Annotated in this window: 21 protein-coding genes and 1 tRNA gene; 6 read left to right on the top strand and 16 right to left on the bottom strand. The window is 60.5% G+C overall.

What is annotated here, in order from left to right; translation table 11 throughout:
- Window positions 1–62: 62 nt before the first annotated feature.
- The 8 genes from QQA13_RS15365 to QQA13_RS15330 all read right to left on the bottom strand — a co-directional run bounded on the left by QQA13_RS15365 (window position 63) and on the right by QQA13_RS15330 (window position 4,926).
- Window positions 63–752, bottom strand: a complete 690-nt coding sequence (locus tag QQA13_RS15365; RefSeq protein WP_108471881.1) for a hypothetical protein — start codon at window positions 750–752, stop codon at window positions 63–65.
- Between the two features lie 65 nt (window positions 753–817).
- Window positions 818–1,792: an NAD(+) diphosphatase gene (gene nudC / locus QQA13_RS15360; protein ID WP_108471880.1), complete on the bottom strand. Its 975-nt coding sequence runs from the start codon at window positions 1,790–1,792 to the stop codon at window positions 818–820.
- Between the two features lie 11 nt (window positions 1,793–1,803).
- On the bottom strand, window positions 1,804–2,172 hold the full coding sequence (erpA, locus tag QQA13_RS15355; RefSeq protein WP_189339749.1) for an iron-sulfur cluster insertion protein ErpA: 369 nt from the start codon (window positions 2,170–2,172) through the stop codon (window positions 1,804–1,806).
- Between the two features lie 46 nt (window positions 2,173–2,218).
- The gene (locus QQA13_RS15350) at window positions 2,219–2,647 is read right to left on the bottom strand and encodes a bactofilin family protein (RefSeq protein ID WP_108471878.1); all 429 of its coding nucleotides are present in this window, start codon (window positions 2,645–2,647) and stop codon (window positions 2,219–2,221) included.
- Window positions 2,634–3,389 (bottom strand): DUF6776 family protein, encoded by a 756-nt coding sequence (locus QQA13_RS15345; protein ID WP_108471877.1) that lies wholly within the window; start codon window positions 3,387–3,389, stop codon window positions 2,634–2,636. The genes QQA13_RS15350 and QQA13_RS15345 overlap by 14 nt, the downstream gene beginning before the upstream one ends.
- Before the next feature lie 117 nt (window positions 3,390–3,506).
- Complete coding sequence (gene bfr / locus QQA13_RS15340) at window positions 3,507–3,977, bottom strand: bacterioferritin (RefSeq protein WP_108471876.1); 471 nt, start codon at window positions 3,975–3,977, stop codon at window positions 3,507–3,509.
- Between the two features lie 126 nt (window positions 3,978–4,103).
- Window positions 4,104–4,310 (bottom strand): (2Fe-2S)-binding protein, encoded by a 207-nt coding sequence (locus QQA13_RS15335; RefSeq protein WP_108471875.1) that lies wholly within the window; start codon window positions 4,308–4,310, stop codon window positions 4,104–4,106.
- A 55-nt stretch (window positions 4,311–4,365) separates the two neighbouring features.
- A complete protein-coding gene (locus tag QQA13_RS15330; RefSeq protein WP_108471874.1) occupies window positions 4,366–4,926 on the bottom strand; it encodes an RNA pyrophosphohydrolase in 561 nt (186 codons plus the stop codon).
- A gap of 181 nt (window positions 4,927–5,107) precedes the next feature.
- On the opposite strand from QQA13_RS15330, the gene QQA13_RS15325 reads away from it, so the two are divergent.
- From QQA13_RS15325 to QQA13_RS15315, 3 genes are all read left to right on the top strand, one after another.
- A tRNA-Met gene (locus QQA13_RS15325) sits at window positions 5,108–5,184 on the top strand.
- Between the two features lie 585 nt (window positions 5,185–5,769).
- Window positions 5,770–7,869 (top strand): ATP-binding protein, encoded by a 2,100-nt coding sequence (locus QQA13_RS15320; protein WP_108471873.1) that lies wholly within the window; start codon window positions 5,770–5,772, stop codon window positions 7,867–7,869.
- The gene (locus tag QQA13_RS15315) at window positions 7,866–9,299 is read left to right on the top strand and encodes a DNA cytosine methyltransferase (RefSeq protein WP_108471872.1); all 1,434 of its coding nucleotides are present in this window, start codon (window positions 7,866–7,868) and stop codon (window positions 9,297–9,299) included. Before QQA13_RS15320 ends, QQA13_RS15315 begins: the two co-directional genes overlap by 4 nt.
- Here QQA13_RS15315 and QQA13_RS15310 read toward each other — a convergent pair.
- From QQA13_RS15310 to QQA13_RS15280, 7 genes are all read right to left on the bottom strand, one after another.
- Window positions 9,286–9,681: a very short patch repair endonuclease gene (locus QQA13_RS15310; protein ID WP_108471905.1), complete on the bottom strand. Its 396-nt coding sequence runs from the start codon at window positions 9,679–9,681 to the stop codon at window positions 9,286–9,288. The two genes, QQA13_RS15315 and QQA13_RS15310, sit on opposite strands and share 14 nt — an antisense overlap.
- 292 nt (window positions 9,682–9,973) lie before the next feature.
- On the bottom strand, window positions 9,974–11,767 hold the full coding sequence (locus QQA13_RS15305) for an AIPR family protein (RefSeq protein ID WP_108471871.1): 1,794 nt from the start codon (window positions 11,765–11,767) through the stop codon (window positions 9,974–9,976).
- Window positions 11,757–12,752, bottom strand: a complete 996-nt coding sequence (locus tag QQA13_RS15300) for a PD-(D/E)XK motif protein (protein WP_108471870.1) — start codon at window positions 12,750–12,752, stop codon at window positions 11,757–11,759. Before QQA13_RS15300 ends, QQA13_RS15305 begins: the two co-directional genes overlap by 11 nt.
- Window positions 12,749–15,643 carry a Z1 domain-containing protein gene (locus QQA13_RS15295; protein WP_108471869.1) on the bottom strand — a complete coding sequence of 965 codons (2,895 nt, stop codon included), beginning with the start codon at window positions 15,641–15,643 and terminating at the stop codon, window positions 12,749–12,751. Before QQA13_RS15295 ends, QQA13_RS15300 begins: the two co-directional genes overlap by 4 nt.
- Window positions 15,640–17,151: an ATP-binding protein gene (locus QQA13_RS15290; RefSeq protein ID WP_234411332.1), complete on the bottom strand. Its 1,512-nt coding sequence runs from the start codon at window positions 17,149–17,151 to the stop codon at window positions 15,640–15,642. The genes QQA13_RS15295 and QQA13_RS15290 overlap by 4 nt, the downstream gene beginning before the upstream one ends.
- Window positions 17,148–18,866 carry a sigma-70 family RNA polymerase sigma factor gene (locus QQA13_RS15285; protein ID WP_159082192.1) on the bottom strand — a complete coding sequence of 573 codons (1,719 nt, stop codon included), beginning with the start codon at window positions 18,864–18,866 and terminating at the stop codon, window positions 17,148–17,150. The genes QQA13_RS15290 and QQA13_RS15285 overlap by 4 nt, the downstream gene beginning before the upstream one ends.
- A 31-nt stretch (window positions 18,867–18,897) precedes the next feature.
- Entirely contained in the window at window positions 18,898–20,460 is a 1,563-nt protein-coding gene (locus tag QQA13_RS15280; RefSeq protein WP_108471866.1) for a DNA cytosine methyltransferase, read from the bottom strand.
- A 182-nt stretch (window positions 20,461–20,642) separates the two neighbouring features.
- Here QQA13_RS15280 and QQA13_RS15275 point away from each other — a divergent pair, with 182 nt between their 5' ends.
- Window positions 20,643–21,125: a very short patch repair endonuclease gene (locus QQA13_RS15275; protein ID WP_108471865.1), complete on the top strand. Its 483-nt coding sequence runs from the start codon at window positions 20,643–20,645 to the stop codon at window positions 21,123–21,125.
- Between the two features lie 117 nt (window positions 21,126–21,242).
- Here the strand turns inward: QQA13_RS15275 and QQA13_RS15270 are convergent, their stop codons facing one another.
- Window positions 21,243–21,494: a helix-turn-helix domain-containing protein gene (locus QQA13_RS15270; protein ID WP_108471864.1), complete on the bottom strand. Its 252-nt coding sequence runs from the start codon at window positions 21,492–21,494 to the stop codon at window positions 21,243–21,245.
- A gap of 132 nt (window positions 21,495–21,626) precedes the next feature.
- On the opposite strand from QQA13_RS15270, the gene QQA13_RS15265 reads away from it, so the two are divergent.
- Together QQA13_RS15265 and QQA13_RS15260 are read left to right on the top strand one after the other, a co-directional pair.
- On the top strand, window positions 21,627–21,863 hold the full coding sequence (locus QQA13_RS15265) for a hypothetical protein (RefSeq protein ID WP_108471863.1): 237 nt from the start codon (window positions 21,627–21,629) through the stop codon (window positions 21,861–21,863).
- Window positions 21,856–23,184: a site-specific integrase gene (locus QQA13_RS15260; protein WP_108471904.1), complete on the top strand. Its 1,329-nt coding sequence runs from the start codon at window positions 21,856–21,858 to the stop codon at window positions 23,182–23,184. The genes QQA13_RS15265 and QQA13_RS15260 overlap by 8 nt, the downstream gene beginning before the upstream one ends.
- Window positions 23,185–23,229 lie beyond the last annotated feature (45 nt).

The raw sequence follows: 23,229 nt of genomic DNA, 5'->3' as shown, positions 1-23,229 counted from the left end.
GGAACTCGCAGACAGTGGCTGCATTGTAAGCGACGTGCCGGCGTCGGTATCACCCGGCGCGGTCAGTTGCCGAAAATCGCGCGATGCGAGATCGCATCGACGGTGCCGTCGGCCGCCGCACGATCGAGCTGCGGGCCGCAGCCGTCGGCGTCAAGCGCCCGTTCGACCAGCTGACGCGTAACGAACTGGTTGGCGCTGCGTTCCATCTTCATGCGCTCGTACTTGCAGCGGCTGGCGGTGGTCATCGCGCGCACGGCCTGCCGCAGGCTCGGCCCGCTGCGCAGCAGGATACCGGCGCGTGGCGGCAGGCCCGAACCCGGCAGGCGCACGCGTGGCGCCCATTGCGTGTTGCCCGCCCCGGCAAGGGCAGCGTGGTAGTCACCGGAGCCGTCCGGCAGGTTTGCCGGCGGGGAGGTGACGAGCACCTGCGATGACGCAACGGCGCCCGGTGTTTGCGCTGCGGCCGCCGACCTTGCCAGGCGCGTCGTCCGGGGTCGCGGCAGTCGTGGCGGCGGGTTGGTGGATCGCGGCCTGTCGGGCCGTGCGACGAAGCTGAGCTGCAATGCCTCGCCGTTGTCGTGGCCGGTGGTGCGCGCCGCTCGGTACGGCAGCGCGGGGCGCAGCACCAGCGCCAGGGTGAGCAGGTGCAGCGCCGTGACGCTGCCGAGGATGACGCCGCGACGGCATGCGGCCCGCCAGGAGCGCGCAGGCGAAGACTCGCGGGCAGAGTGCGGGGTGCTTCCGTGCGCCATCGCCGCCGATCCTTCGTGGTGGATGCGGCTGGGACCGGAGGATTGACGCGAAGTTCGCGCCGGGGTCAGCGCGGTGTGGCGCCGGCGACCAGCGCATCCAGCTCCAGCCCCGCGCGCTGCCGCAGCCAGTGCGCCAGCAACTGGTAGGAGACCGACAGGCGCGTGGATGGCAGGAAGCTGCCGTCGGCGATGCCGTCGATGATCTGCTCGGGGGTGAACCAGCGTGCGTCTTCCAGCTCGTGGTCGCGCCTTGCGATGTGCCGCGAGCGCGCCGTGGCGATGAAGCCGACCATCAGCGAGGCGGGCATCGGCCACGGCTGCGAGGAGTGGTAGCGCACCTCGTCGACGATCACGCCGGCTTCCTCGGCCACTTCGCGGCGCACCGCGTCCTCCAGCGCCTCGCCCGGCTCGACGAAGCCGGCCAGGGTGGAATAGCGGCCGGGCGGCCAGCCGGCCTGGCGGCCGAGCAGGCAGGCGCCGTCGTGCTCGACCAGCATGATCACGGCGGCGTCGGTGCGCGGGAAGTGCAGCCGCGCGCAATCCGGGTTGGTGCATTGCGCGCGATGGCCGGCGGCGACCAGCAGCAGCGGCGCGCCGCAATGCGCACAGAAGCGCGTCTCGCGCTGCCAGTGCGCCAGGCCCTTGGCGTAGGCGAACAGGCCGGCCTCGTCGGTCGCCAGTTGCAGGCCGGCGCCGCGCAGGCTCATGCGGCGTGCGTCGAGTGCATGCTCCAGCTCGGCGAGGCGCGTAGGGTCGTCCGCCACCAGCAAGAAATGCGGACGCTCGTAGGCGATGCCGAGCAGGCTGGCGCGCTGCTCGCCGAGCCACCGTTCGCGCTCGTCGCTGTCGAGCCAGCGCAACGCATCCCGGTCGCGGTGCAGGAAGGCTTCGCCGGCATGGTCCAGCAGCAGGTAGCGCGCTTGCGGCGAGCGGGCCTGTTCGACGATCCACACCGACTCGTCGCGCGACTCGGCGACGCGATCGAGGACCAGGCTGAGCCCGGCGAACGTGTTCGGCGGCGGCAGTTTGGCCCGATCCATCGGCGGCGCGCTCAGGCCGAGAACGAGGAGCCGCAGCCGCAGGTGGTCTTGGCGTTCGGGTTGCTGATCACGAACTGCGCGCCGCTGAGGTTCTCGGCATAGTCGATCTGTGCGCCGCCCAGGTATTGCAGCGACAGCGGGTCGCACAGCAGGGTCACGCCGTCGCGCTCGATCGCCAGGTCGTCCTCGGCCTGGGCCTCGTCGAAGGTGAAGCCATACTGGAAGCCCGAGCAGCCGCCGCCGGAGATGTATACGCGCAGCTTCAGCGCCGGGTTGCCTTCTTCGGCAATCAGCTCATGCACCTTGTGCGCGGCGGCGGCGGTGAACACCAGCGGGGCACCACTGCTGCGGTAATCGGGGATCGCGACGAGAGTTTCCATGGGCATCTAGATGGGGGCGGGGCGGACTGGAGCCAAGCATACCGCTTCAGGCCGGCATGGCCTCGTCGAGTTCGGCGTCCGGCGCCGGCAATTCGCGCGGGGCGTCTCCGGCCTGGCGCGAGATACGCCCGTTGACCTGCGCACCGGCGGCCATTTCCAGCGTGTGGTAGCGCAGGTCGCCGTCGATGCGTGCCTGCGGCGCCAGTTCCAGCCGCGCGCTGACGTTGACGTCGCCGGTCACGTGGCCATTGATCACCGCCTGCGGCACGTGGATCTCGCCGTGCACGTGGCCGTGTTCGCTGAGCGTGAACACGGCGTCCTCGCCCTCGCCCAGCACGCTGCCTTCGATGCGCCCGTCCAGGTGCAGCGCGCCGCTGAAGCGCAGGTCGCCGCGGATCACCGTGCCGCGGGCGATCAGGCTGGTTTCGTTGCTGCTGTTGCGATCGTTGCGATCGCTGCGTCTACGGTTGAGCATCGCGGTCCCCTTCGGTGTTGGTGATGTTTCCGCTCAGTGCGGCGCCCCATGCGACGGCACGGTTGACCGGCTCGCCACTGGCAGGCTGAATGCTGATGCGCAATCGCGTCGGACGGAAATCCGCCGGCAGCACGATGGTGCCGTGCAATTGCTGGAAATAGGTGAAGCGGAACGGCAGGCCGCTCTTCTGCGCGGCATCGCCCAGCGCCGGCCAGTCCAGCCGCGCCACCTGGTCGCCGCGCAGGCCTTCCACGCTGACCAGGGCGTTGCCGGAAATCTCGTCGCCGCGCTTGGCGTTCTGGGTCAGGCTCAGGCTGAGGTTCCAGCCGCGCGAGCCGGCGATCGGCTGCAGCTTCACTTCCTGCAGCTTCAGTCCCTGCCGCTGGGCGTCGCCGCCGACCAGCCGCGAGTAGAAACCCAGGTCGGCGCGCAGGCCGTTGAGTTCTTCCTCGCGCTGGGCCAGGGTGCCGCGCAGCGAGCGGGTGGCGATTTCATTGACCTGGGCCGCCCGCTGCAGGTTGGCGAGCTGCTGTTTCAGATCGTCGATCTGGCCGAGCAGGGCGCGTTGCTGGCGGTTGTCCACCGCGGCCGGAGCATTCGCCTGCCGGCTCAGCGCAGCAACGACCAGGCTGACCACCAGCAGGCTGCCGAGCCAGGCCAGGCCCAGCCACAGCCAGCGTCGGCGGTGGCTGGCGTCGTCGTGCCGGCGCACGACAAAACGCGGTGGTGGTCGTGAGGCCATGCGGCGCGTTCCGGGGAAAACCGAAGGTATAGCCCCGGCGTGACGAAAGCGTCAAGGAACGGGAGCACGCTTCAGGGCGCTGCCGGCGGGTGGGTGACGGCCGGCAAGCCGCGTGGCTCAGCCCTGCATCTTGCTCTGCAGGTAGCGTTCCGCGCCGATGTCCTTGACCAGGCTGAACTGGGTTTCCAGCCAGTCGATGTGTTCTTCCTCGTCGTGCAGGATGTTTTTGAACAGATCGCGGCTGATGTAATCGGCAATGCCTTCGCTGTAGGCGATCGCCTCGCGCAGGTCCTTCACCGCGGCCAGTTCCAGGTCCAGGTCACCCTGCAGCGATTCCAGCGGGTTCTCGCCGATGCGCAACTTGCCCAAGTGCTGCAGGTTCGGCAGGCCGTCGAGGAACAGGATGCGCTCGATCAGGTGATCGGCGTGCTTCATCTCCTCGATCGATTCCTTGTACTCGTGCTCGGCCAGCTCGGTGTAGCCCCAGTTCTTGAGCATGCGGCAATGCAGGAAATACTGGTTGATCGCGGTCAGTTCGTTGTAGAGCACCTTGTTGAGGAACTCGATGACCCTGGCATCACCTTTCATGGTTTCCACTCCGATCGAAGACAACACGGACTATACAAACTCCGCGTGTGATCGGTGGCAAGGTGAATGGCAACGATCCGTCGCCGCAGAGTCGGGGACTTCGCAGCGGGGCGATGAAAGGGAAGCTCAGGCGGTGGCGAGCGGCAGCGAACAGGTGAACTGCGACAAGGCCTGGTCGAACGTGGCACGCGCTTCCTGCTCGCAGCACCCGCAGCAGTCCGAGCAGCCGGTGCGGGCCTGCAGCTCGGCAAAGGTGTGCACGCCACCGGCGGCTTCGCGGCGAATGTCGTGGTCGGTGACGGCGTTGCACATGCAGATATACATGGTGCGCATTGGAACGCGAATGCGAATGATTGTCAACTATGATTGACTGGCCGCGGCCATCCGTTCAGGCGGCGGCGCGGCCGTCGCGGGGACCGGTGGGCGGGTTCCCGGCGTCCTCGCGCGGCGGCAGGCTGCCCAGCTGGATGCCGAACAGATCCTCGACCAGCGGCGCGAAATGGCGCAGCGCCCGCTCGTACACCTGTCGCTTGAAGTTGACTACGTGCGCGGCGGGGTACCAGAAGTCGACCCAGCGCCACAGGTCGAACTCCGGCTTGTCGCAGGCGTCCAGTTTCAGCGCGTCCTCGTCACCGACCAGCTTGAGCAGGAACCAGACCTGCTTCTGGCCGATGCAGGTGGGCCGCTGGTGGTGGCGCACGTAACGGTTCGGCAGGCGGTAGCGCAGCCAGCCGTGGGTGGCGCTGATCACCTCGACGTGGTGCGCGGCCAGCCCGGTTTCCTCTTCCAGCTCGCGGTACATCGCCTCCAGCGGGGTCTCGTCCGAGCGCATGCCGCCCTGCGGGAACTGCCAGCCGTCGCGATTGACCCGGCGCGCCCAGAACAGCCGGCCATCCGCACTCAGCAGCACGATACCGACATTCGGACGATAGCCATCTACATCAATCATGTCGTCTCCTGGGGTCGAACGGCACCGTATGGCCGGCAAGACCGCAGCGAAGTCCTGCCGCCGATTCAACCACGGCGCGCAAAGCGGCGGCAAGCGGCAGACTTGAACCTGCCGGGCTACCCGACTAAACTGCCGCGCCCCGCCCGCATCGTTCCGATGCCGGTACGGCGGGTTCCCCCAAGGCTATGTAGCTCAGCCGGTTAGAGCACAGCACTCATAATGCTGGGGTCGGTGGTTCGAGTCCACCCATAGCCACCATTTCCTTTTGCGAATCAAGCAATTGGATGGAGACAGATAAGCCCGCGTCATTGCGGGCTTTTTTGTGTCTTTCATGACGAATTCGGCTCATGCGCATCCCCGTGATGTCATCCCCCCACACTCCCGTCTTCGGTTCCCGAGTGGGCTATGTGACACGCCCTGTGACACTTTTTACTGTCACGGGGTAGGCGGAGTGGGTGAAATGACCCAAGCATCCGGTGACACGTGAAGCGTAAACGTGGGTTCCCTCGGGTGGCCCACGTTTGTTGAGAGCATAAGCACGCACAGCCTATCCGTCCGTGAGCGACATTGAGTTGCAGTATGTCCAAGATGACGGTTTGCTAACAGTACGTTCTTGATGCCTCGGCTTCTCGTGTAGCAGGGCCGCACGGGATTCGCCGAGCGGGCGTTGGTGGCAGCGACGAAGCTGTATGTCGTGTCAGGGGCATCCAGGCGACCAGAGCGGTGCTTGATCGGACTCTCCTTGGCCGAGATGATGCGACAATGCCGTGTACTTCATTATGCTCATGAGCGGCACGAACAAGATCGCGGCACCGGATCGGGCCGCCCAACGCGGAGATGCCAATGGCCACACCTTCTCGCCGTGCAGTGCCGGCCGACGGCCGCGAGTCCGGTCGACCAACCTCGGTCGTGAAGAAGGCTGAAGCGGGTCACTCACCGTACCACTTACGAATTTCGCGCCTCACCGTCGACAAACTTGGCGTCAAGCTATACGACAAAGCCAGCGCGGTGGTCGCAGAACTCATTGCCAATGGCTACGACGCAGATGCAGAAACCGTCACCGTCCGCCTGCCGCTGAACCTCCAGCTTGCATCTCAGGCTGGTGGGAAGCTGAAGGATCTTGGCTACGTAATCGATGTCGAGGACGACGGACACGGCATGACGCCCGACGAAGCGAGCGGTTTTTACTTACGGGTGGGCGCGGATCGCCGGACCCGAAAGAACGAAGACGGCAGCAGGTCGAGGACGAAAAAGCGGCCCGTCATGGGTCGCAAGGGCATCGGGAAACTGGCCCCTTTCGGAATTTGTCGTCGCATTGAAGTGTGGTCTGCCGGTGGTCCCAAGACCAAGAATGGTTATGCGATCTCGCACTTCTTCATGGACTTTGACAAGATCGTCACAGACGATGACGATGCGGTACCACTCGAGGTTGGTAGCGACGACCACGGTTGGAGCAAAAAATCCGGAACCCGCATAAGACTTACGTTCTTTCTGGCCAAGCGTGTCCCTGATCTGGACACATTCTTACGCCAGTTAGCCGTGCGGTTCACATTCGCCAAACCCGACTTTAAGATTCTGATCGTCGACGCGACCAAGAGCGACGTAGGACCTGTAAGGGTCAATCCACTAGACATACCGCTGCTACCCGGTTCAAAGGTCGACTTAGCCAGCCGCCCTGTCATCGCCGACGATGGTTCCACACTCCCCGTGTCGGGATGGCTTGGCATGGCCAAAGAGGCGTACAAGAACGAAGAAATGATGGGCGTGCGAATCTACGCGCGCGGCAAGATTGTTGGTGTGACGCGAGACTTTAATCAGCCCGCAGGCTTCACCGGCGAATTCGCAATGCGCTCGTACTTGGTCGGCCAAGTCGAGGCGGAGTGGCTGGACTTGGATCAAGGTGATGACCTCGTTCGAACAGACCGCCAAGACATCCTCTGGGACTCAGACTATGGTCAGCTGTTGCGTCGCTGGGGCGCTGAACTCATCAAGGAGATTGCTCGCATCTCGCGCGAGCCACGTCGGATTCGCGTGCGCGATGAGTTCCTCCGGAAGTCCCAGATCGAGAATCGAGCTAGACAAAGGTTCGGGGACAAACAGGTGGCGCGCGTCGCCATCGACTTGGCCAAGAAATTCGGCGGCTTCGCCGCTGAAGACGAATTGAACGACGACGTTTATGTTGAGGACCTATCGCAGATTATTCTTTCGGTCGCGCCGCATCAAGCACTAATGGAAGCTTTCCACGAATTCACTAACCAAGTGACCAAAGGCGAAGCGTCTATTGACCAGATGCTGGACATCTTTAGCAAGGCTCAGATCGCGGAACTGGCATCTTATGCTCAAATCGCCGCGCAGCGCGTCAGGGTGATCAAAGATCTCCAGAAAATTATCGACGTGTCGATGGACGAAAACCAATTTCAGGAGCTTATCGCGCAAGCACCTTGGCTCATTGAACCTTCTTGGACCGTAATCACGAAGAACCAGAGCTTGAAGAATTTCAAGCACGCTTTCGAGAAATTCTGGAAAACGGCCTACGGCACCGAGGTGGTTCTCGCCATTGGTTACGAAAGCAAGCGACCAGACTTCACGCTGGTCAGTATCGACGGACTTCTACACATCGTGGAGATCAAGAAGGCTGGCCATGCCTTTGACGACACGGATTTTGATCGATTGATCAATTATGTCGATGCCTTCGAGCAATTCTTCAAAGAAAACACGGAGACCGTGGCAGAATTTTACAGGAAATGGCGAATTGACCTCGTCGCAGACGGCGAGAAACTGAAGAAGAGTTCCAATCGACATGCCTACAAGGGATTCGTGGATGACGGCCGCGTAAAGCGTACGTCTTGGCATGACTTCTTGAGCCGGACGAAGAAAGTACACGAGCAGTTCTTGGATGTCCATGACCTCGGCGCTGAGAAGCGAGAGGGAAAGCAGCCATGAGTAAGCTGCGCGCTGTAAGTCTGTTTTCCAATTGCGGCGCCGGTGATGTCGGCTATCGTGAAGCAGGCTTCAGATTCGACGTAATGGCCGAACTAGATGCGCGCCGCCTAGATGTTTGCCTACTCAATCACCCAGAGGCCGAAGGCGTGCCGGGTGATTTGCGAAAGACTTGGCGGACCGTGATCAAAAAGTATCGCTCTCGTGCCGGCAAGGCTCGTCCAGCTTTGCTCTGCGCTTGCCCACCTTGCCAGGGCATGAGTTCTGCACGCTCGGGCAAAGGCAGCCATGACGATGCCAATGCTGGCTCAAAAGATGAGCGCAACCTGCTTGTAACGGTGGTTGCTAACGTCGCGTTGAAATTAATGCCTTCGTTGATCGTAGTCGAAAATGTACCTGCGTTTTTCGCCCGCAAGGTCCATCATCCCAAGGACAAGAAACCGGTCTCGGCTGCGAACTACCTCATCACCGCATTGGCCAAACATTACGTCGCATTTCCAATGGTTGCGGATCTTTGCGACTTCGGCGTGCCCCAGTCGCGCAACAGGGCGTTCCTGACCTTCGTGCGCAAAGATCTTCCCGGGCTGAAGAAATTACTACGCATTGGCAGAGCCCCATTCCCACGGGCTACGCACGCTCCCGACGTTGGCAACGCCATGCCGATCTCGTTGGCGGACGCACTGGCTGCATTTGCGCTTCCGGATTTGGATGCAGCGACGCCCAAGGCGGCTCGTGCTGAAGGGTACGCTGGTTTTCATTTCGTGCCGGTGTGGGATGAACGCACATATGCCATGGTGGCGGCGATTCCACGTGGCACAGGTCTCAGTGCTTGGGACAACGATATTTGTCACCATTGCGGGCCCGTCAAGGTATTGCCTGAGACGGTGATTTGCCCAAATTGTTCCAATCCGCTCTTACGCCCCATAGTGCAAGAAAGAGATGGTGGCTATCGGCTGATCAAAGGCTTCAAGAGTAGCTATCGTCGAATGCATGCTGACCGCCCAGCTGCTACCGTCACGACCGCAAGCGGACACATTGGAAGCGATTACACGATCCATCCGACACAAAATCGTCTGCTTAGCCCGCTCGAATGTTCACTGCTCCAAACTTTCCCAATCGACTTCAAATGGGGGGATGCGCTCAAGAAACTTGGTCATACGAACGTGCGAGAGATGATCGGTGAGGCTGTGCCGCCGGCATTCACGAAGCTGCACGGCGAAGTGCTTTATGGCATCTTGAAGCACAAATGGGGCCGCGCGCCAATGGCTTCGAGTGACGAGCGAATCATCAAGGGATGGGCGAAGCTCGTGTTCGCGGCCAAAAAGGACGGGCGCGACGACCCGCGCATCTACTTTGATTACGTAAAGCCGACAAAGCGCGCTACTCCACCAAACAAACAGCTAGGCGGTCCTACAAGAACTACACGGGTCTGACGCCTGTCACGGGCTGCTCGAGGAAATTGCGTAAGCGCCTTTCAAGGAGAATGATATCCCGTACCTCACACTCCCATACAATCAGGACTCCCCAACCCAGTGAGCGGAGAGCATCAAGGTTTTCTTGATCGCGCCGGCGATTGCCTTCGATTTTGGCTGCCCAAGTGTCGGCATTGTTGACGGGGCGCGTCGCTCGTTTGCACATGTCGTGCCCATGCCAGAAACAGCCATGTACGAGGATGATCTTTCGGTGGCGAGGCAGGACAATGTCGGGCGTGCTGGGGAGATCCTTGCTGTGTAGTCGGAACCGAAAGCCCATGGCGTGAAGAGTACTGCGAACGCGGAGCTCAGGTGCCGTGTCCCGGCGCCGGACGGCCAGCATGCGGCGGCGGGTCTCAGGCGCCACTTGTAGGTATGCCTGTGTCCCGAGGGTGATGCTCTGTGCATCGTTTCGCCGAGGTTTACGCACCGCTGGAATGCCTTCTATCGGGTGTCAGCGGATCAAAGTCTGTCATGCTTTGCTGACCAAGCGCTGGTGGTCTGATCTGTACGCTCATAAGCATGCGTGGTCGAGAGCATCTCGATGTTGCGACAAGAAGTAGTGACGCGATCATCCGCTACCAAGAATATTGATCACGGCAGTCTGATATCAGGAGCTGGCTCGCGAAATGGGTTCAGCGAATCTCGGGTACCCCTTCAGCTGGATCAAGCTCCACTTGACGTACCTGAAGCCAGCAACCCTCCTTCTTTGCCCATTCGGACACCTGACGCCCAGCGGCCGTATGTCTCAGTGCCCCGTCAATTTTAGGGGCCCACTGACGCATGAGGTCACTCAACTGCGGAGAGGTGGCCTGGGTTCGCCATATGCGTTCCAGATCAAATTTTTCACCATAGCGATCCGCAAGAAGGGAAACCAAGTAGGCCGTGATGTTTGACTGGCTGGCCTTGAACTTCAGGCTTCGCACGATGCGCTGCGCCTCCCTGAAAAGGATGGCCTTTGCTACCAAGTCCCGAAACCATTTTTCATCAGGAGTCCAGTTCGCATCACTGCTCTTCCTCAGTTGCTGCATGAAGTGATCGAAATTCTTCTGGGTGCCCAGACTGACCAAGTGAGGCTTGGCGTCCCAAGCGTTGATGTATCTCGCAACGTCCGGCTTCGAGATCCTCCGCTGGGGAGGGATGGTCTCCTTGAGTTTTCGCAGTTTCGCCGGTGTGTCGCCCCCCCGGAACAGCGCAACCTGATAGCTGCCCCTTGCGCGCTCATAGAACCAACGACCCCGCTGATCCGGGCACCACGTGCGCTCGGCGAGTCGCTCGATCTCGATATGGAACGGGTCATTGGCGGAAAAGTCGGCCGGCTGAACTGAGTTCTGGCTGTTTGCGTATTTGGAGATCAGCGAAACCATCTCCTCGAGTTGGTCCTCTCGGATCTTGGATATCTTCGCTGGAACAAAGACCTTCGAAAGGTCCGCCTCCTTGAGTTTCCAGGACCGGTGGATTGATGCGGTCGTCTGGCCACCATTTACGATCTGCACACCCTTGAGGTATCGCAACCCGATCTGACCATTCTCCCCGCGCTCCGCGACCAGTTCGTCGGCTGTCATCACGATGCCATTGTTGAACGCGAGGAACCTGTCAGGCCGAGTCTTGAGGGTTTCCCGGATCCCTTTGTTGATCTTGCCGGTCGCCGACAGGAAAGATCGCACGTTCAGTTCAAGCAGGCGGGCGCCGTATTGGTCGTAAAGCTTTGCCAACACCACACCTGGAATAACAGCCAGGCAGGCTTCGTACTCGTCGTTGATCTCCGGAATGTAGACACATGGGATCGTTCTACCCGTCAGCTTGACGAAGTCCACCTCGATCTCGTCACGGGGCTTGCCTGCCTCGAGTCGCTGATACAGCCTCTCGATGTCGAACACCTCCAGGCGGACCTCGACATCGCCAACTGTGGTTGGTTTGAATTTCTTCTCACGCGCGATCCCGTCAGTCAGCACGAAGATCCTGACTTTGCGCAAGTCATCCTTGATCGCGTGGAGGCGCTCGGCAAAGGAAAATATCCCGCTTGCCTCATTCAGCTGGAAGCGGAAATCTGTCTCCACCACGGCCTTGTAGAAGCGCAGGGCTTTGGTTGCCGCTGTGCGCAATTCTTCCGTTGGAAGGAGTTCTGGTGTCTCGAGGCCGCAATAATGGGTGACAAAGATGTCGACCTCGTCCGGCTCCTGGCCCTCCTCGTCCACCTCACCAAAGGCATAGCCACTGATCTTCACCTCGGTATTTCTGAATCGTCCGATGTGTGGACACAGTTCCGGTTCGGAGACCATGCCGATTTCCTGAAGGTTCTCCAGCACCAGCTCGGTGAATATCTCCTCGCTGAAAGGGGACCGTTCCTCCGCGCCACTCCCGGACTGGGTGGATCGACGGTCACGCACTTCCATCTGCAGGTTCTTCGCAAAATCCTCAAGAGCCACGTTTATCCCCTGTCACTGCGCTGATGGCTTCGTCCATCGGCACCTCGAACGGTTTCGCGAGCCGGAGGTCGAGCTGGTAGTTCGCCTCGCGGACAGCTTCTGGTGCACGGGCTCTTCGGAGAGAGGGAAATCTCTCCGTGATTGCGTAAGCGTCCAGTCCTTCCACGGTGAACTGGTGAGTGTATTGGTCGCGTTGCACCTCGGCGTAGCCTGCGGAAAGCAGACGATTCGAGAAGTCGGAAAGGGCTTGCTGGCAACGCTCCGCCACCGTGTCGACCCATTGCGGCAACGTCTTTCCGTCACTCCCGGGCCGTGCCCTCACACGGATCAACCGCAGTTGATCGAGTGGCGAGGGGTCAAGCTGGTCCATGGACGAGATGTGGACGATGTCCTTGGCACCAAGGGTGGTTTTGACCTCGATGGCCGACTGCCCCCAAACGAAATCCTGGACCCCATCCTCGGGACCGACCCAGGACCGGATTGCCTGGTCTGCCGGGAGCGTATCCAAGAGCGTGTTCAGAACCACCAGTTCACCAAGCAGACCGATTTCCTCCGAATCAGAGAGGCCCGTGGGACGCATTTCGTGCATGAATCGCTTCCAAGCGACAATTCTGCCGACAAATGCGCGCACTGCGGCCTCCTCGGATGAAGCGGCTTCGGTGATATCCAGCACATCGTCGACCATCTGGGCAAACAGTTCAGAGCCTCCGCTCTGCGTGCGCTCCAGTATCAGCAGCACCTGGCCTTTGGCTCCCGAAGAGCGCCGCTCCAGCAGCACGCGGAACCCTTGTGCCTCGGGCAGATCCAGATTGCTCGGGATCGAGCTCGCCATCACATCGAGCATCACCGCCTCCAGCACCTCTGGATGCCGGATAGCCGCACAGATGGAGCAATGTGCCTGTGGCCTGATGCCGAGCGTCTGCCAGCCGGCTCCATCGGAGACGCCTGCCAGCCCCTTCCACAGCGCCTGAAGGTTGGAAGTCATTGCAGGCCCCCGCCGAGCTCCTGTTCCCAGTACGCATTGTTCACGACATAGGGGATCGATTTCGCGTTGGTGCTGGACGGGAAGCTGATACCAATGGCGTATATCGGAACTTCGACGTTGGCAATTTTGGCTTTCTGAGGGTCAAGTGGATAGATGAGAAGCACGCCCCTTGTCGGGTTGGGCGGAACGATCCCATCCGGGGTGCCGAGGCCGCGGATCGCGCGGATGGCTGGGCCACTGGGAAAAGTGATCTTCTCGTTCTTTCGGGTGCCGCCTCTGGCCGGATCGTTTGCCCGGGCCTTGCTCGTCAGGACCAGGGCTGCCTCGTATGCGCGAAGGTCAAGGTCCATGGCCTCGTCACGTGGTGAAAGCAGGCGCCGGATGACATACCTTCCTTTTTCAGCTTGTGCGCTGTCGCGGTCATCCGGTGTCCGCTCCACGAGGTGGACTGGGATCCCTGCGATTTTCGGTGCCGACGGTGAGTCACCACTGAGGACAGCGACGACCCAGTCTGCCAACTCGCCAACCTTGAGCATTTCCTCCACGTAATTGGCCAACAGAGAGCTGTTGGCTTTGTACGCTGAGATATGAGTCCGGTAGGCAGACAGAAAGGACGCGATGGTTTCGCCGGAGACGTCGCTCCAGACCATGGATCCGCTCCATGAGGCCGATGTATTGCCCGGCCGCGGCTGCGAGTGATTGAGATTTGGCTTGCCCATGCCTGCAAGCAGGCGCTCTACAGCATCGGCATTCGACTCGATCACCGCCTTGTCCCTGGACAGGACGGTAGTTTCGATACCATCCCCGGCGTAGGACATCTTCAGCTCACGACCTGATCGCATCTTCGTGGAAGAAGTGACCGTCATGACTTCATGCGACTGCACACGAAGGCCGTATTCGCGGGGCTTGGCATGTGTGGCTGACATGTGGTCAAAGGCTTGACGAAGTTCCTCTGATGCAATGGTGATGTGGCGGAACCACTTCTGGAGTTCTTCGGTCGTGTAGAGCCGCGATAGATCCGTATATCCCGGGCGGTATCCGAACCAGCGCCCCATCTGCATGAGGGTGTCGTACATTCGCGAGGCACGCAGGAAATAGCTGACGGTCAGCCCTTCCAGGGTGAGTCCGCGAGCCAATTTGTCGCCACCTACGGCGATGACCCGAATTCCGGTCACCTCGTTGTCGGCATAGTCGAGGACATCTTTTGCGGTTCCGTTCACCGCGCGTGTGCGGTTTTGAAGCTCCTCGAGAACCGGTACCAATTCCGGCTCCACCGTGCCCCAGTCCGGTTCATCGACACGTTCATTCGGCGGCATGCGTTGGTTGACCAGCCGTGTCGTTGGAATGAAATCGTGTTCCAGAAGTGCGCGGAGTTCCGCGACGAGTTCCTCTTGGCCGATACCGCGGCGGAGGCGCCGATACATGTCCTCGATATAGGACTTCACTTGGCCCGTCACCTCGGCCTGGACGCTCGTGAATCTCGTGACGTGGATCAGCATCGAGCAGTGCTCTCTGCCTTGGCCCCGCGTTCGTCTGATGGCGCAGGTCAAGACAAAAGCCTGGATGGCCTCCCTCAGGCTTGGTGGCAGCTCGGGCTGTCCCTTGTAGAGCGGTGAATATCCGTTTTTGTGCCCGTTCGGCATCCAGCCAATGGTCGAGTCTGGTTCCTCGCTGTCGGTAAAGTCCGATACATCCCTGATCAAGGGCAGTCCCTCGATCAGCGTGCCGTCCGACAAGGTATGCCCGAACACCTTCATTGGCCCGACATAGTTCGACGGCGCGGGCAGGTTGACTATGAAGCTGCGCGGGAACAGATCCTCACCTTCAAGCTTCGTCCATCCCTTCTCATGGATGAAGATGTTTGCGAAGGGTGTAGCTGTGTATCCGACATAGGCGGAACGGGAAAACGCCCCAAGAATCTGTCGTATCAGACTGTTGATGACTTTGGGCTCATGCTCCGGGTCCGGATTGCCATCACCATCGAATGCCTGTTCGGCGGTGTCCACCGATGCATGGTCAGCCTCGTCGTCGATGAGGAGCAGGGGCAGCTTGGTCACGACGCGCCGTCCCGTTTCCGGGTCGGTCTGTTCTGCAACGTGAAGCCGTATCCATTCGAGCAACCTCGTAAGGACGGTTTTGTTCTTCTTGACCACGAACAGCCATGGGGTCTGCTCCGGCCTGATACCCAAGTGCTTGGCTACCTGGGTCCGGAAGTCACCTCCGTCGGATCGATTGGTGACGTAGTTGGGTCTCAGGCTGGGCTCCCGGCCGAGACCGACCCCGATCTCCTTCTTTGGTGAATTGAGATTCGGGCTCGTTTCGTACCCAAGGAAACCCTCGTCAAGCCGCATCTGTGTCTGCGATCTGAGATTGTTGTGGAGTCCAGCGAGCACGATGATGATCTTGTAGCCAGCATCGGCGGCCTTGCAGATCAGACCGGTGTAGTTGCTCGTCTTGCCTGACTGCACATGACCGACGACCAGGCCACGCCGGTCCCAGGGCCCCGGCTTCTCGGGGTCCTCAAGCCTCTTGAGGATCTCGTCCGTTTGCCGATCAAGGCTCTCAATGCTCGCCTCGGCAATTTTGGGCTCGAGGAAGTCTTCGTAGTCCGACCAATAGCGCCACCCCTGCCGGCGTTCGGGGGTCAGCCATGGCGTATGTTCGTCATCGCCATCGAGCGCCTTTGCCTCGCCGATCCAGATCGCGTAGCGGTCGCTCATCAGTTTGACGATGTCCCCTTTGGGGACGGTGCTGAACGCCTCGTCCCAAGAGAGTGCTTTCGCGACGGCTGCCTCGATCGTCTCAAGCGTGACGGGTTTTCCATCCCGTGCGAATCGTTTGAGGTCCATCTGTACCAGCTTGATGAAGTCCTGCACCAAGGCCTCGTTCACGGCGTTGCTCCCGCGTTGTGCTGCCGGTTGTCCCCAAGCAGTGCGATGGCCTTGGGAAATCGGTGGAATGGTGCTGTGCTTGAAAGCTGGCGTCGGGCTTGATCCGGAGAAAATCCCTTCGAAGTGATCAGGCTCCGATATTCCTCTCGCAGGAGATCCATCAGATCATCCGGAACCCCATCGTCGATGGTGGAGGGCTCCTTGTCGACCGTCTCGGCTGAATCCAACCAGATACGCTGGACAGGCACGGTTTCTTCGATCACGCGCAGCATCTGACGGATGCGGCCGGCGTATGGGCCCGATTCTTCCAGAATCCTGGCAATGACAGGATGCGCTTCGTCGATGCGGTACCGGGCACCGACCGTGGATGCGGAAACCATCCAAGCGGGGGTGATCGTCCGCGCCTCTCCATCGGATCGCACTTCACCTCGATGAGTGAACACGCGTCGTGCATCCGCACGTACCGATTTTGCGAGCTCAACCAGCCGACTGCGAAGATGGACAGGGGGCCGAGCTGTCGACTTCTTGATATCGATCCGCCACTCATGGTCGAGAGTATTCGGTAGGTCCAAGCTGATGCGGGCCAACCGGTGGAGGTCATCCTTGGGCCATGGCCTCCCTTCGCCGAGACCCAGCCAGCTTCCTGTCACAAGAAGGCGATTCCCGCGGTAGACATAGAACCCCTGTCGGGAGACCCAGCCAGCTGGCCCCGAGCCCGCCTCGAACTCAGCATTGCTCATTTTGTCGCGGTGGGGCAGTACGTAACCTTGCACAGCAACACCACCGTGCAGGATCTCCACCGGCGTGGCCATCGTTGCATCGTGCGCGCGCATGAACGGATCCCACGGGCGCACGCGTTCGTTCTGCGTGTTCCCATTGATGTACAGGCGTACCTGAGGGCTCTGCCCTTCGAGAAACCGATGAAACGTCATGGCGAGGTGACGCTCCACTTCATCGATCAGGTCGAAGAAGTCCCGCTCCTGGAACCCCGGAGTGACTACCCTGTCCAGGCCCTCCCAGAGGACCACGGTGGCAAACCCGCTCTCCAGCGTTTCTTGGCATAGCCCTCTGGATGACGGGAATGGTTCCAGCAGCAGAGTCCAATCGTCCCCAGTGCTCGTGGCGAGCACATCCAGATCCCAGCAGCGGTAGTTCACCTCCGTGTCCACTTTTGCCGCCACAGTGAGGCGACGGCATTGCGATAGGGATGCTGTCTTGAGCCCCATGCCGAAGCGCCCAAGATCGCTTGTCGACCGGGATTCCAGAGGGTTCGTCGAGCCGAGAACCATGGCTTGGTCCAGCTCTTCCGCAGTCAATCCGTGCCCGTTGTCGGATATGCGGATGAACGAGTCCTTTCCGTGCCATCCGAAATCGAGCTGGATGAGGGTTGCCCCCGCAGAAATACTGTTGTCGATGACGTCAGCAATGGCCGATCCGGTTGTGTAGCCCATGCCACGCAGTGACTCGATCATCGCGCTGGCGCGAGGTGGGCAGCTTTTCGTCTTCATGGCTGTGAGTCCAGCAAATCAGCCAGGCCCGCGGCGCGGGAAGGATGCCGCAGCCTCATCAGCGCCTTTTTCTCAATCTGGCGTATCCGCTCTCGCGTGACACCAAATCGCTTGCCGACCTCCTCCAAGGTGAGCTCGCCATCCATTGCGATACCGAAGCGCAGCCTCACGACCTCGGCCTCGCGCTTGTCTAGGGAAGACAGCGCCATGTCGATCTGCGCATTGGAGTTCTCCTGACATGCGTGATCGATGGCGCTGTCTCCGCCGGTTACCCACTCTGATTCGGGATCCAGCGTGGCGATATCCACAATCGTTCTCCTCATCCTCATCGTGCGGGTGACGAAGGCTGCGTCGGTGTTGAGGGCTGCGGCGGTTTCCTCAGTCGATGGTGCTCGCCCCAGTTCACGTTCGAGAGTCCGTTGCACGCCAAACACTTGGTTCAGCTTCTCCATCATGTGCACCGGAATGCGTATCTCGCCTCCCTTGTCAGCGAGAGCCCTCGTGATTGACTGCCTGATCCACCAAGTCGCGTACGTCGAAAGCTTCCAGCCCCTCTCTGGATCCCATTTCTCGATACCGCGCAGGAGACCAAGAACCCCTTCTTGGACGAGGTCCGATATTTCCAGTCCACGACCCATGTACCTGGTCGCGATCGAAAAAACGAGCTTGAAATTCGACTCGGCAAATATGTTTCTTATGGCTTCTGCAGTGCTCAACGCACTCGCTGCGATCCTGTTCGCATGGGTGCCAAGTTCGCTTGGCGGATTGATGTTCGTTGACGCTTTGCATATGGCGCGCGCAAGTGCCCAGAGATCCGTCGCTGCATCGTCGGCGGATTCGGACACCATGGATTCCTCATCCCGGTCTTCGAGGTCTTCGAGGTCCTCGGGGTCTGCTTTGGCTGAATCCAGGGTGGCAGGTGCCTCCAAGGAGACTTCCCTGTCTCGGCCGCCTACCAACATATATGGCGGCCGTATGGCGCACCGCAGCTTGGGCCAATCGAGGATTGCCGGGTGATCGTGGATCAACTGTGCCACAGGTTGCAGAGCCGCCACGACACGGCGGCCGAGTGATATTTCCTCGTACTTTGACAGCAGAGGCTTCTTTGCAATGTGGTGCACGAACGTGCGCAAGGGATCATGCGGACTGCTTATCCATCCGACACGGGGTTGATAGATCGGTATGCATGACCCCATGCCTTCGGCTATGGCCACTTCGTCGTCGAGATCCTCCAGGTAGCCACATGGTGTCGCATCCAGCGGCTCAGCCCCCTCCTCAGGGCAGCTCTGAATAATGGCAATGCCGGCGGCGTCGAGATGGAGCGCAATCTCGGAAATGGCCTCCTCAGTTGCCGCGCCGTTCGGGAGTATGTCCGCCAGCTCGGCTGCGGTGATCCAGCCTCTATCCCGTGCCGCCGAAAACGCGTCGACGATATTGGATCTGCGCTCCAGCTGTTTTGTGCGATGAGCATCGGTGAACTGCCTCTCCAGATCTCTACCGATATGTGATTCGATGCCATCGTCAAACCCGGAGCCGGTATCCTCGCTGCGCCGCATGAGGTCCGACCACTCAGCCACGAGCGTGTCGACAAGCAATTCGTTGTCGGCGATGGACTGGTCGCTGATCCCACTTTCGGAATCGTCAGCGACGAACATGTCGAGCGCATCCAGTGGCGTCGACTGTTCCTCTGGATTGGTGGCTATTGCTTCGGTCACTGGTCAGACATCCCCCTGTTGCATTTTGCGCTCAGTGCTTTCTCCTGTTCACAAGCAGTGACCACACAACTTCGGCGATCCGCTGGGCCAGCAATGGCGGGACAGCATTGCCCACTTGGACGTACTGCTGTGTTCTCCCACCCAGGAACAGATAGTTATCGGGAAACGTCTGGGCCCGCGCGGCTTCGCGAACGGTGAGGCTACGGCACTGTTCTGGATCCCAGTGAATGAATGCGTGACCATCTTTGGAGAGATGGCTTGTAATGGTTGACGCCGGGTGGATCGGCGACTGAGCGCGAAAGCGGTCGGCAAATTGTCCCAAGGACCAGCTTTTGTGGTCTGGATACAGCTCCGGAGGAAACTCGCCGGAGACGGGTGAGCGCTTTCGCTCGGCTGAATACACAGACGTAAAGAGATAGCGGCCCAGGTCGTCATTCATATGGCTGCGCGTCTCGTGGTTCAGCACATGCCTGAGACGGGGATCACGGAAGTAGTGGCTGTGTCTTGGTGAAAGGTATTCATCGGCGTACACGGACGACGATCGTTCGAGGGACGGGCCGAAGTTCAAATGGCGCAGATGGTGCTTGAGATCCATGGCGTCGCGGCCCAGCATGCCCATAAGGCGTCGCCGTTGGTGTCTGACCTCGCTCAGCCATGCCGAGCCGGTGTCGAAACCAGAGCTCAGGCCGCTCCGCAACGCGGGAAGATCCTTCAAGACATCGCGTAGATGCACCGGTTCCTCGTTCTTGGCCAGCACGGGGGACTGACTTATTGAGCCGAACACGGCCCGACGGACCCCCATGATGATGACTCTGTGCCGGGCCTGTGGAACACCCAAGGTCTCCGCCTTGACCACAAAGGAGCGTGGATCCTCAGCTCCCATGTCCCCGGTGAGGAGTGGCAAGAGAACGTATTCGGACTCCATGGACCGCTTGCCCGTTGATCCCATGGCCGCAGTTGGATTGCTGAGGTCGCTCACGATCTGGCCGAACATGCCTTTCCCGGCAACAGTCGACGAGAGGATCCCCTTGACGTTCTCCAGGATGAAGATGTCCGGCTTGTACTCGGCGAGCAGGCCAAGATATGAACGGTACAGGTAGTGTTTGTGGTCCCCTTTGGTGTGGAAGGAGCTGTTCCTGGCGTTCCGTGCCCGACCTACCAGTGAATAGGCTTGGCAGGGAGGGCCCCCGATCAAGACCAGGGCGTCGCCCGAGTTGTGGATCCGCGAGACCATCCCGGCAAGTTCCTTGTCGCCGTCCTCTGTGCCGAGGACCAACTGGCGGGCCTCGAGAGTGGCTTCGCGCCAGAGCGATGCATAGGCGCTATTCGAGAAAAAGTCCCCGGCGGACTGGGCATCCCCGTGGGAGACCTTCTCAAGGAACTGGTAGTACTCCTTGGGAGCGCGGCCATCCAGCGCGATGGTCTTTCGGTAGAAGGAGCGCAAGGTCAGCGTGCGATGGGCCGAGGATTCCATCTCTGCGGAGACACGGATGCGGAACGGGTGATGCTTGGCATCTGGCGAGAAGTTGGTGAACCCCTCCCCGAGGCCGCCGGGGCCAGCAAAGATGTCTATTACATTTACTTGCAAGGGCATGACAAATGAACTTCCCGGACTGTTTGGAGTTGCTGTAGCACTGGGTGCTCCGCTGACCCGTATGCGTGGCTGGTTGTCGGTGACGGGGTATTGGAGGGGCTGGGCTGGTCATCCGGAGGCCGGACGGATTCCCTCGCCATACCCACCTGTGTTGTCTTGTGGCTTGGATCAGGACTTTCCCTATGGCGGACACTCTGAGTAGAGAGCAGCGTTCCATGGCGATGTCGCGGATTCGGAGCAGGGACACGACGCCTGAGTTGCTGGTTCGACGTGCTTTCTGGTCGGAAGGGCTTCGCTTTCGTTTGCACGCAAGGAACTTGCCAGGACGTCCGGATATCGTGCTGCGACGTTGGAACGCTGCCGTTTTTGTGCATGGATGTTTCTGGCATCGTCACGAAGGCTGTCCGTTGTTCCGGCTGCCTGCCACCCGACCGGAGTTCTGGGAGCCGAAACTGCAAGCCAACCAACGCAGGGATGCGAGGGCGATACATGAGCTGTCGGAAGCCGGGTGGCGTGTTCTTGTCGTATGGGAGTGCGCGTTGAAATGGGACGTGGAGGTCGCCGGAGCGCAAGCCGTTTCATGGATTCGGCGACAGAGCGGCAGCGCAGAGCTGCTCCGCAGCGGGAGTTCAATTGTGATGAACCCACTTGTCCCCGAGTCTTGATGGCAGCGCCTGTCATCCATGCCCTTCTGCTCTGAATAGAGATCTTCCGTGGGTCACGCTGTCGACTCTGGCTGACCCCTGTCTTGCAAGCTGAGACGCAGCGACTGGGCCGCTGTTTCATGGCCTGGAATCGGGTTTGCTTGCGGGCGGCTCGTCGAGATGCTCCACAAGCTCCTCGATACGACAGTTGAAGTAGCCACAGAGCCGGTCGAGGTTCTCCGATCGAACGCTTGCACCATGCTGGTTGAGCATTTTCGAGAGCGTATTCCTCGTGATGCCGGTGGCCTGCGCGATCTCCTGGATCGTCACGCGGCGACGCTCGGCAAACTCCTTGTCAGCAATCCTTTCCTTGAGCTTGTAGCGAAGCATGGCCGACCCTGTTGGCACCGTTTCATGCATTTCGCACAAAAAATTTGACAAACGCAAGCGGCATGCTACAAATGCACTCGAATGCACATATTTATGTGCGTTCGCCCCGAAACCAGTGCATGGAGCATTGCCATGAGCGAAACCTATCTCACAACCGACCAACTGGCCGACCGCATTCACTATGACGCTCGAACCATCCGCACGCGCCTCAAAGACGCCGTGCTGCTGGAAGGCGTCCACTACATCAGGCCGTTCGGAGGGAGGAAGTTGCTGTTCATCTGGGAGGCGATCCAGCGGGATATCGGCACGCCGTCAGCCTCCCGCGCTCCGCTCATTCCCATGGCCAATGGTGGTGTCGCTCATGGCTAAGGTTCGGGTGCGGCCGGAGACCGGTACGCTCTATCTGGACTTCTTCTATCGGGGTGTGCGGTGCCGCGAGCAGACGGCACTCCCCGATACGTCGGAGAACCGGAAGAAGGTCCAGTCGCTGCTCAATCGCGTCCAGAAGGACATGGCTCAAGGGGCGTTCGACTACGCCGCAGTTTTTCCAGGCAGCCCTCGGGCAGCGCAGTTCGGTGCTCCTGCCGTTGGGTTGCGTCCAACCGTGCAGATGGCTGACTCCGGTGCAGCGAAGGCGGCCACTCCTCTGTTCACCGACTTCGCCGAGCTGTGGTTCCTCGAGATGTCGCCGCAGTGGCGACGACTGCATCGATCGTGTGTGCGCGAGGTGCTCAACAAGAACCTGCTGCCGACATTTGGGTCGCGCCCGGTGGGCGAGGTCACCAAGGCGGACGTGCTCGCCTTCCGCGCACAGATCGCCCAGCTTCCGGGCCGCAAGGGCACGTTGGGCAATGCCCGCATCAACAAGATCATGTGCTTTCTGCGGCAGATCTTGAACGAGGCGGCTGATCGCTTTGAGGTGACGCCGGCATTTCGTGGCGTGAAACCGCTTAAGCAGAAGAAGACCGATGTGCAGCCGTTTTCGCTGGATGAGGTCAACCGGATTCTCGATGCCGTTCGTCCTGACTATCGCAACTACCTGGCTACGCGCTTCTTCACCGGGATGCGCACGGGCGAAATCAATGGCCTGCAATGGAAATACGTGGATCTGGAGCGGAACCTGATCCTGGTGCGCGAAACCGTCGTCGCCGGTGAGGTGGAGGAAGACGCCAAGAACCAGTCCTCGGTCCGTGACATCCCGATGCAGCCGATGGTGCGCGAAGCGATCCTTGCGCAGCAACGTGCCCGCGATCCGGCGGTGCCATGGGTGTTCCCCTCCCGGGAGGGTGGCCCGATTGACGCGCACAACTTCACCAACCGCGTCTGGTACCCGCTGCTGCGCTACCTGGAGCTGGAGAAGCGGCGTCCGTACCAGACCCGCCACACCGCTGCCACGCTGATGCTGGCCTCGGGCGAGAACCCCGAGTGGATCGCCAGAACGCTGGGCCATACGAACACCGACATGTTGTTCCGCGTGTACTCGCGCTACGTGCCGAATCTGACCCGACAGGATGGCCGCGCGTTCGCCGGACTCATCAACAGTCGCCTTGCCGACAAGGAGGAGGAGGCGGCACCGATGACGCCCGCCGATCTCGACACGATGAGTCCAGAGCAGCTCAAGGCTGCATTGGCACAGCTTCTGAAGGCAGGGCCAAGCGCCGGAAAGGAGGTCCGAGACCGAGATAGCTGATCGAGAACCCCACTTCCCGAGACCAACCTTCGTATACACGCAATG

Origin of the sequence: Rhodanobacter thiooxydans, assembly GCF_030291135.1 — a bacterium.
Taxonomy (GTDB): domain Bacteria; phylum Pseudomonadota; class Gammaproteobacteria; order Xanthomonadales; family Rhodanobacteraceae; genus Rhodanobacter; species Rhodanobacter thiooxydans_A.
The sequence above is the reverse complement of the archived record's forward strand: the minus strand, read 5'-3'. Positions and strand labels throughout refer to the sequence as shown.

Excerpts from the sequence above, each read along its gene's own strand:
- QQA13_RS15365 (WP_108471881.1), bottom strand. The coding sequence starts at position 752 with ATGGCGCACGGAAGCACCCCGCACTCTGCCCGCGAGTCTTCGCCTGCG.
- nudC (WP_108471880.1), bottom strand. The coding sequence starts at position 1,792 with ATGGATCGGGCCAAACTGCCGCCGCCGAACACGTTCGCCGGGCTCAGC.
- erpA (WP_189339749.1), bottom strand. The coding sequence starts at position 2,172 with ATGGAAACTCTCGTCGCGATCCCCGATTACCGCAGCAGTGGTGCCCCG.
- QQA13_RS15350 (WP_108471878.1), bottom strand. The coding sequence starts at position 2,647 with ATGCTCAACCGTAGACGCAGCGATCGCAACGATCGCAACAGCAGCAAC.
- QQA13_RS15345 (WP_108471877.1), bottom strand. The coding sequence starts at position 3,389 with ATGGCCTCACGACCACCACCGCGTTTTGTCGTGCGCCGGCACGACGAC.
- bfr (WP_108471876.1), bottom strand. The coding sequence starts at position 3,977 with ATGAAAGGTGATGCCAGGGTCATCGAGTTCCTCAACAAGGTGCTCTAC.
- QQA13_RS15335 (WP_108471875.1), bottom strand. The coding sequence starts at position 4,310 with ATGCGCACCATGTATATCTGCATGTGCAACGCCGTCACCGACCACGAC.
- QQA13_RS15330 (WP_108471874.1), bottom strand. The coding sequence starts at position 4,926 with ATGATTGATGTAGATGGCTATCGTCCGAATGTCGGTATCGTGCTGCTG.
- QQA13_RS15320 (WP_108471873.1), top strand. The coding sequence starts at position 5,770 with ATGGCCACACCTTCTCGCCGTGCAGTGCCGGCCGACGGCCGCGAGTCC.
- QQA13_RS15315 (WP_108471872.1), top strand. The coding sequence starts at position 7,866 with ATGAGTAAGCTGCGCGCTGTAAGTCTGTTTTCCAATTGCGGCGCCGGT.
- QQA13_RS15310 (WP_108471905.1), bottom strand. The coding sequence starts at position 9,681 with ATGCTGGCCGTCCGGCGCCGGGACACGGCACCTGAGCTCCGCGTTCGC.
- QQA13_RS15300 (WP_108471870.1), bottom strand. The coding sequence starts at position 12,752 with ATGACTTCCAACCTTCAGGCGCTGTGGAAGGGGCTGGCAGGCGTCTCC.
- QQA13_RS15290 (WP_234411332.1), bottom strand. The coding sequence starts at position 17,151 with ATGAAGACGAAAAGCTGCCCACCTCGCGCCAGCGCGATGATCGAGTCA.
- QQA13_RS15280 (WP_108471866.1), bottom strand. The coding sequence starts at position 20,460 with ATGCCCTTGCAAGTAAATGTAATAGACATCTTTGCTGGCCCCGGCGGC.
- QQA13_RS15275 (WP_108471865.1), top strand. The coding sequence starts at position 20,643 with ATGGCGGACACTCTGAGTAGAGAGCAGCGTTCCATGGCGATGTCGCGG.
- QQA13_RS15270 (WP_108471864.1), bottom strand. The coding sequence starts at position 21,494 with ATGCTTCGCTACAAGCTCAAGGAAAGGATTGCTGACAAGGAGTTTGCC.
- QQA13_RS15265 (WP_108471863.1), top strand. The coding sequence starts at position 21,627 with ATGAGCGAAACCTATCTCACAACCGACCAACTGGCCGACCGCATTCAC.
- QQA13_RS15260 (WP_108471904.1), top strand. The coding sequence starts at position 21,856 with ATGGCTAAGGTTCGGGTGCGGCCGGAGACCGGTACGCTCTATCTGGAC.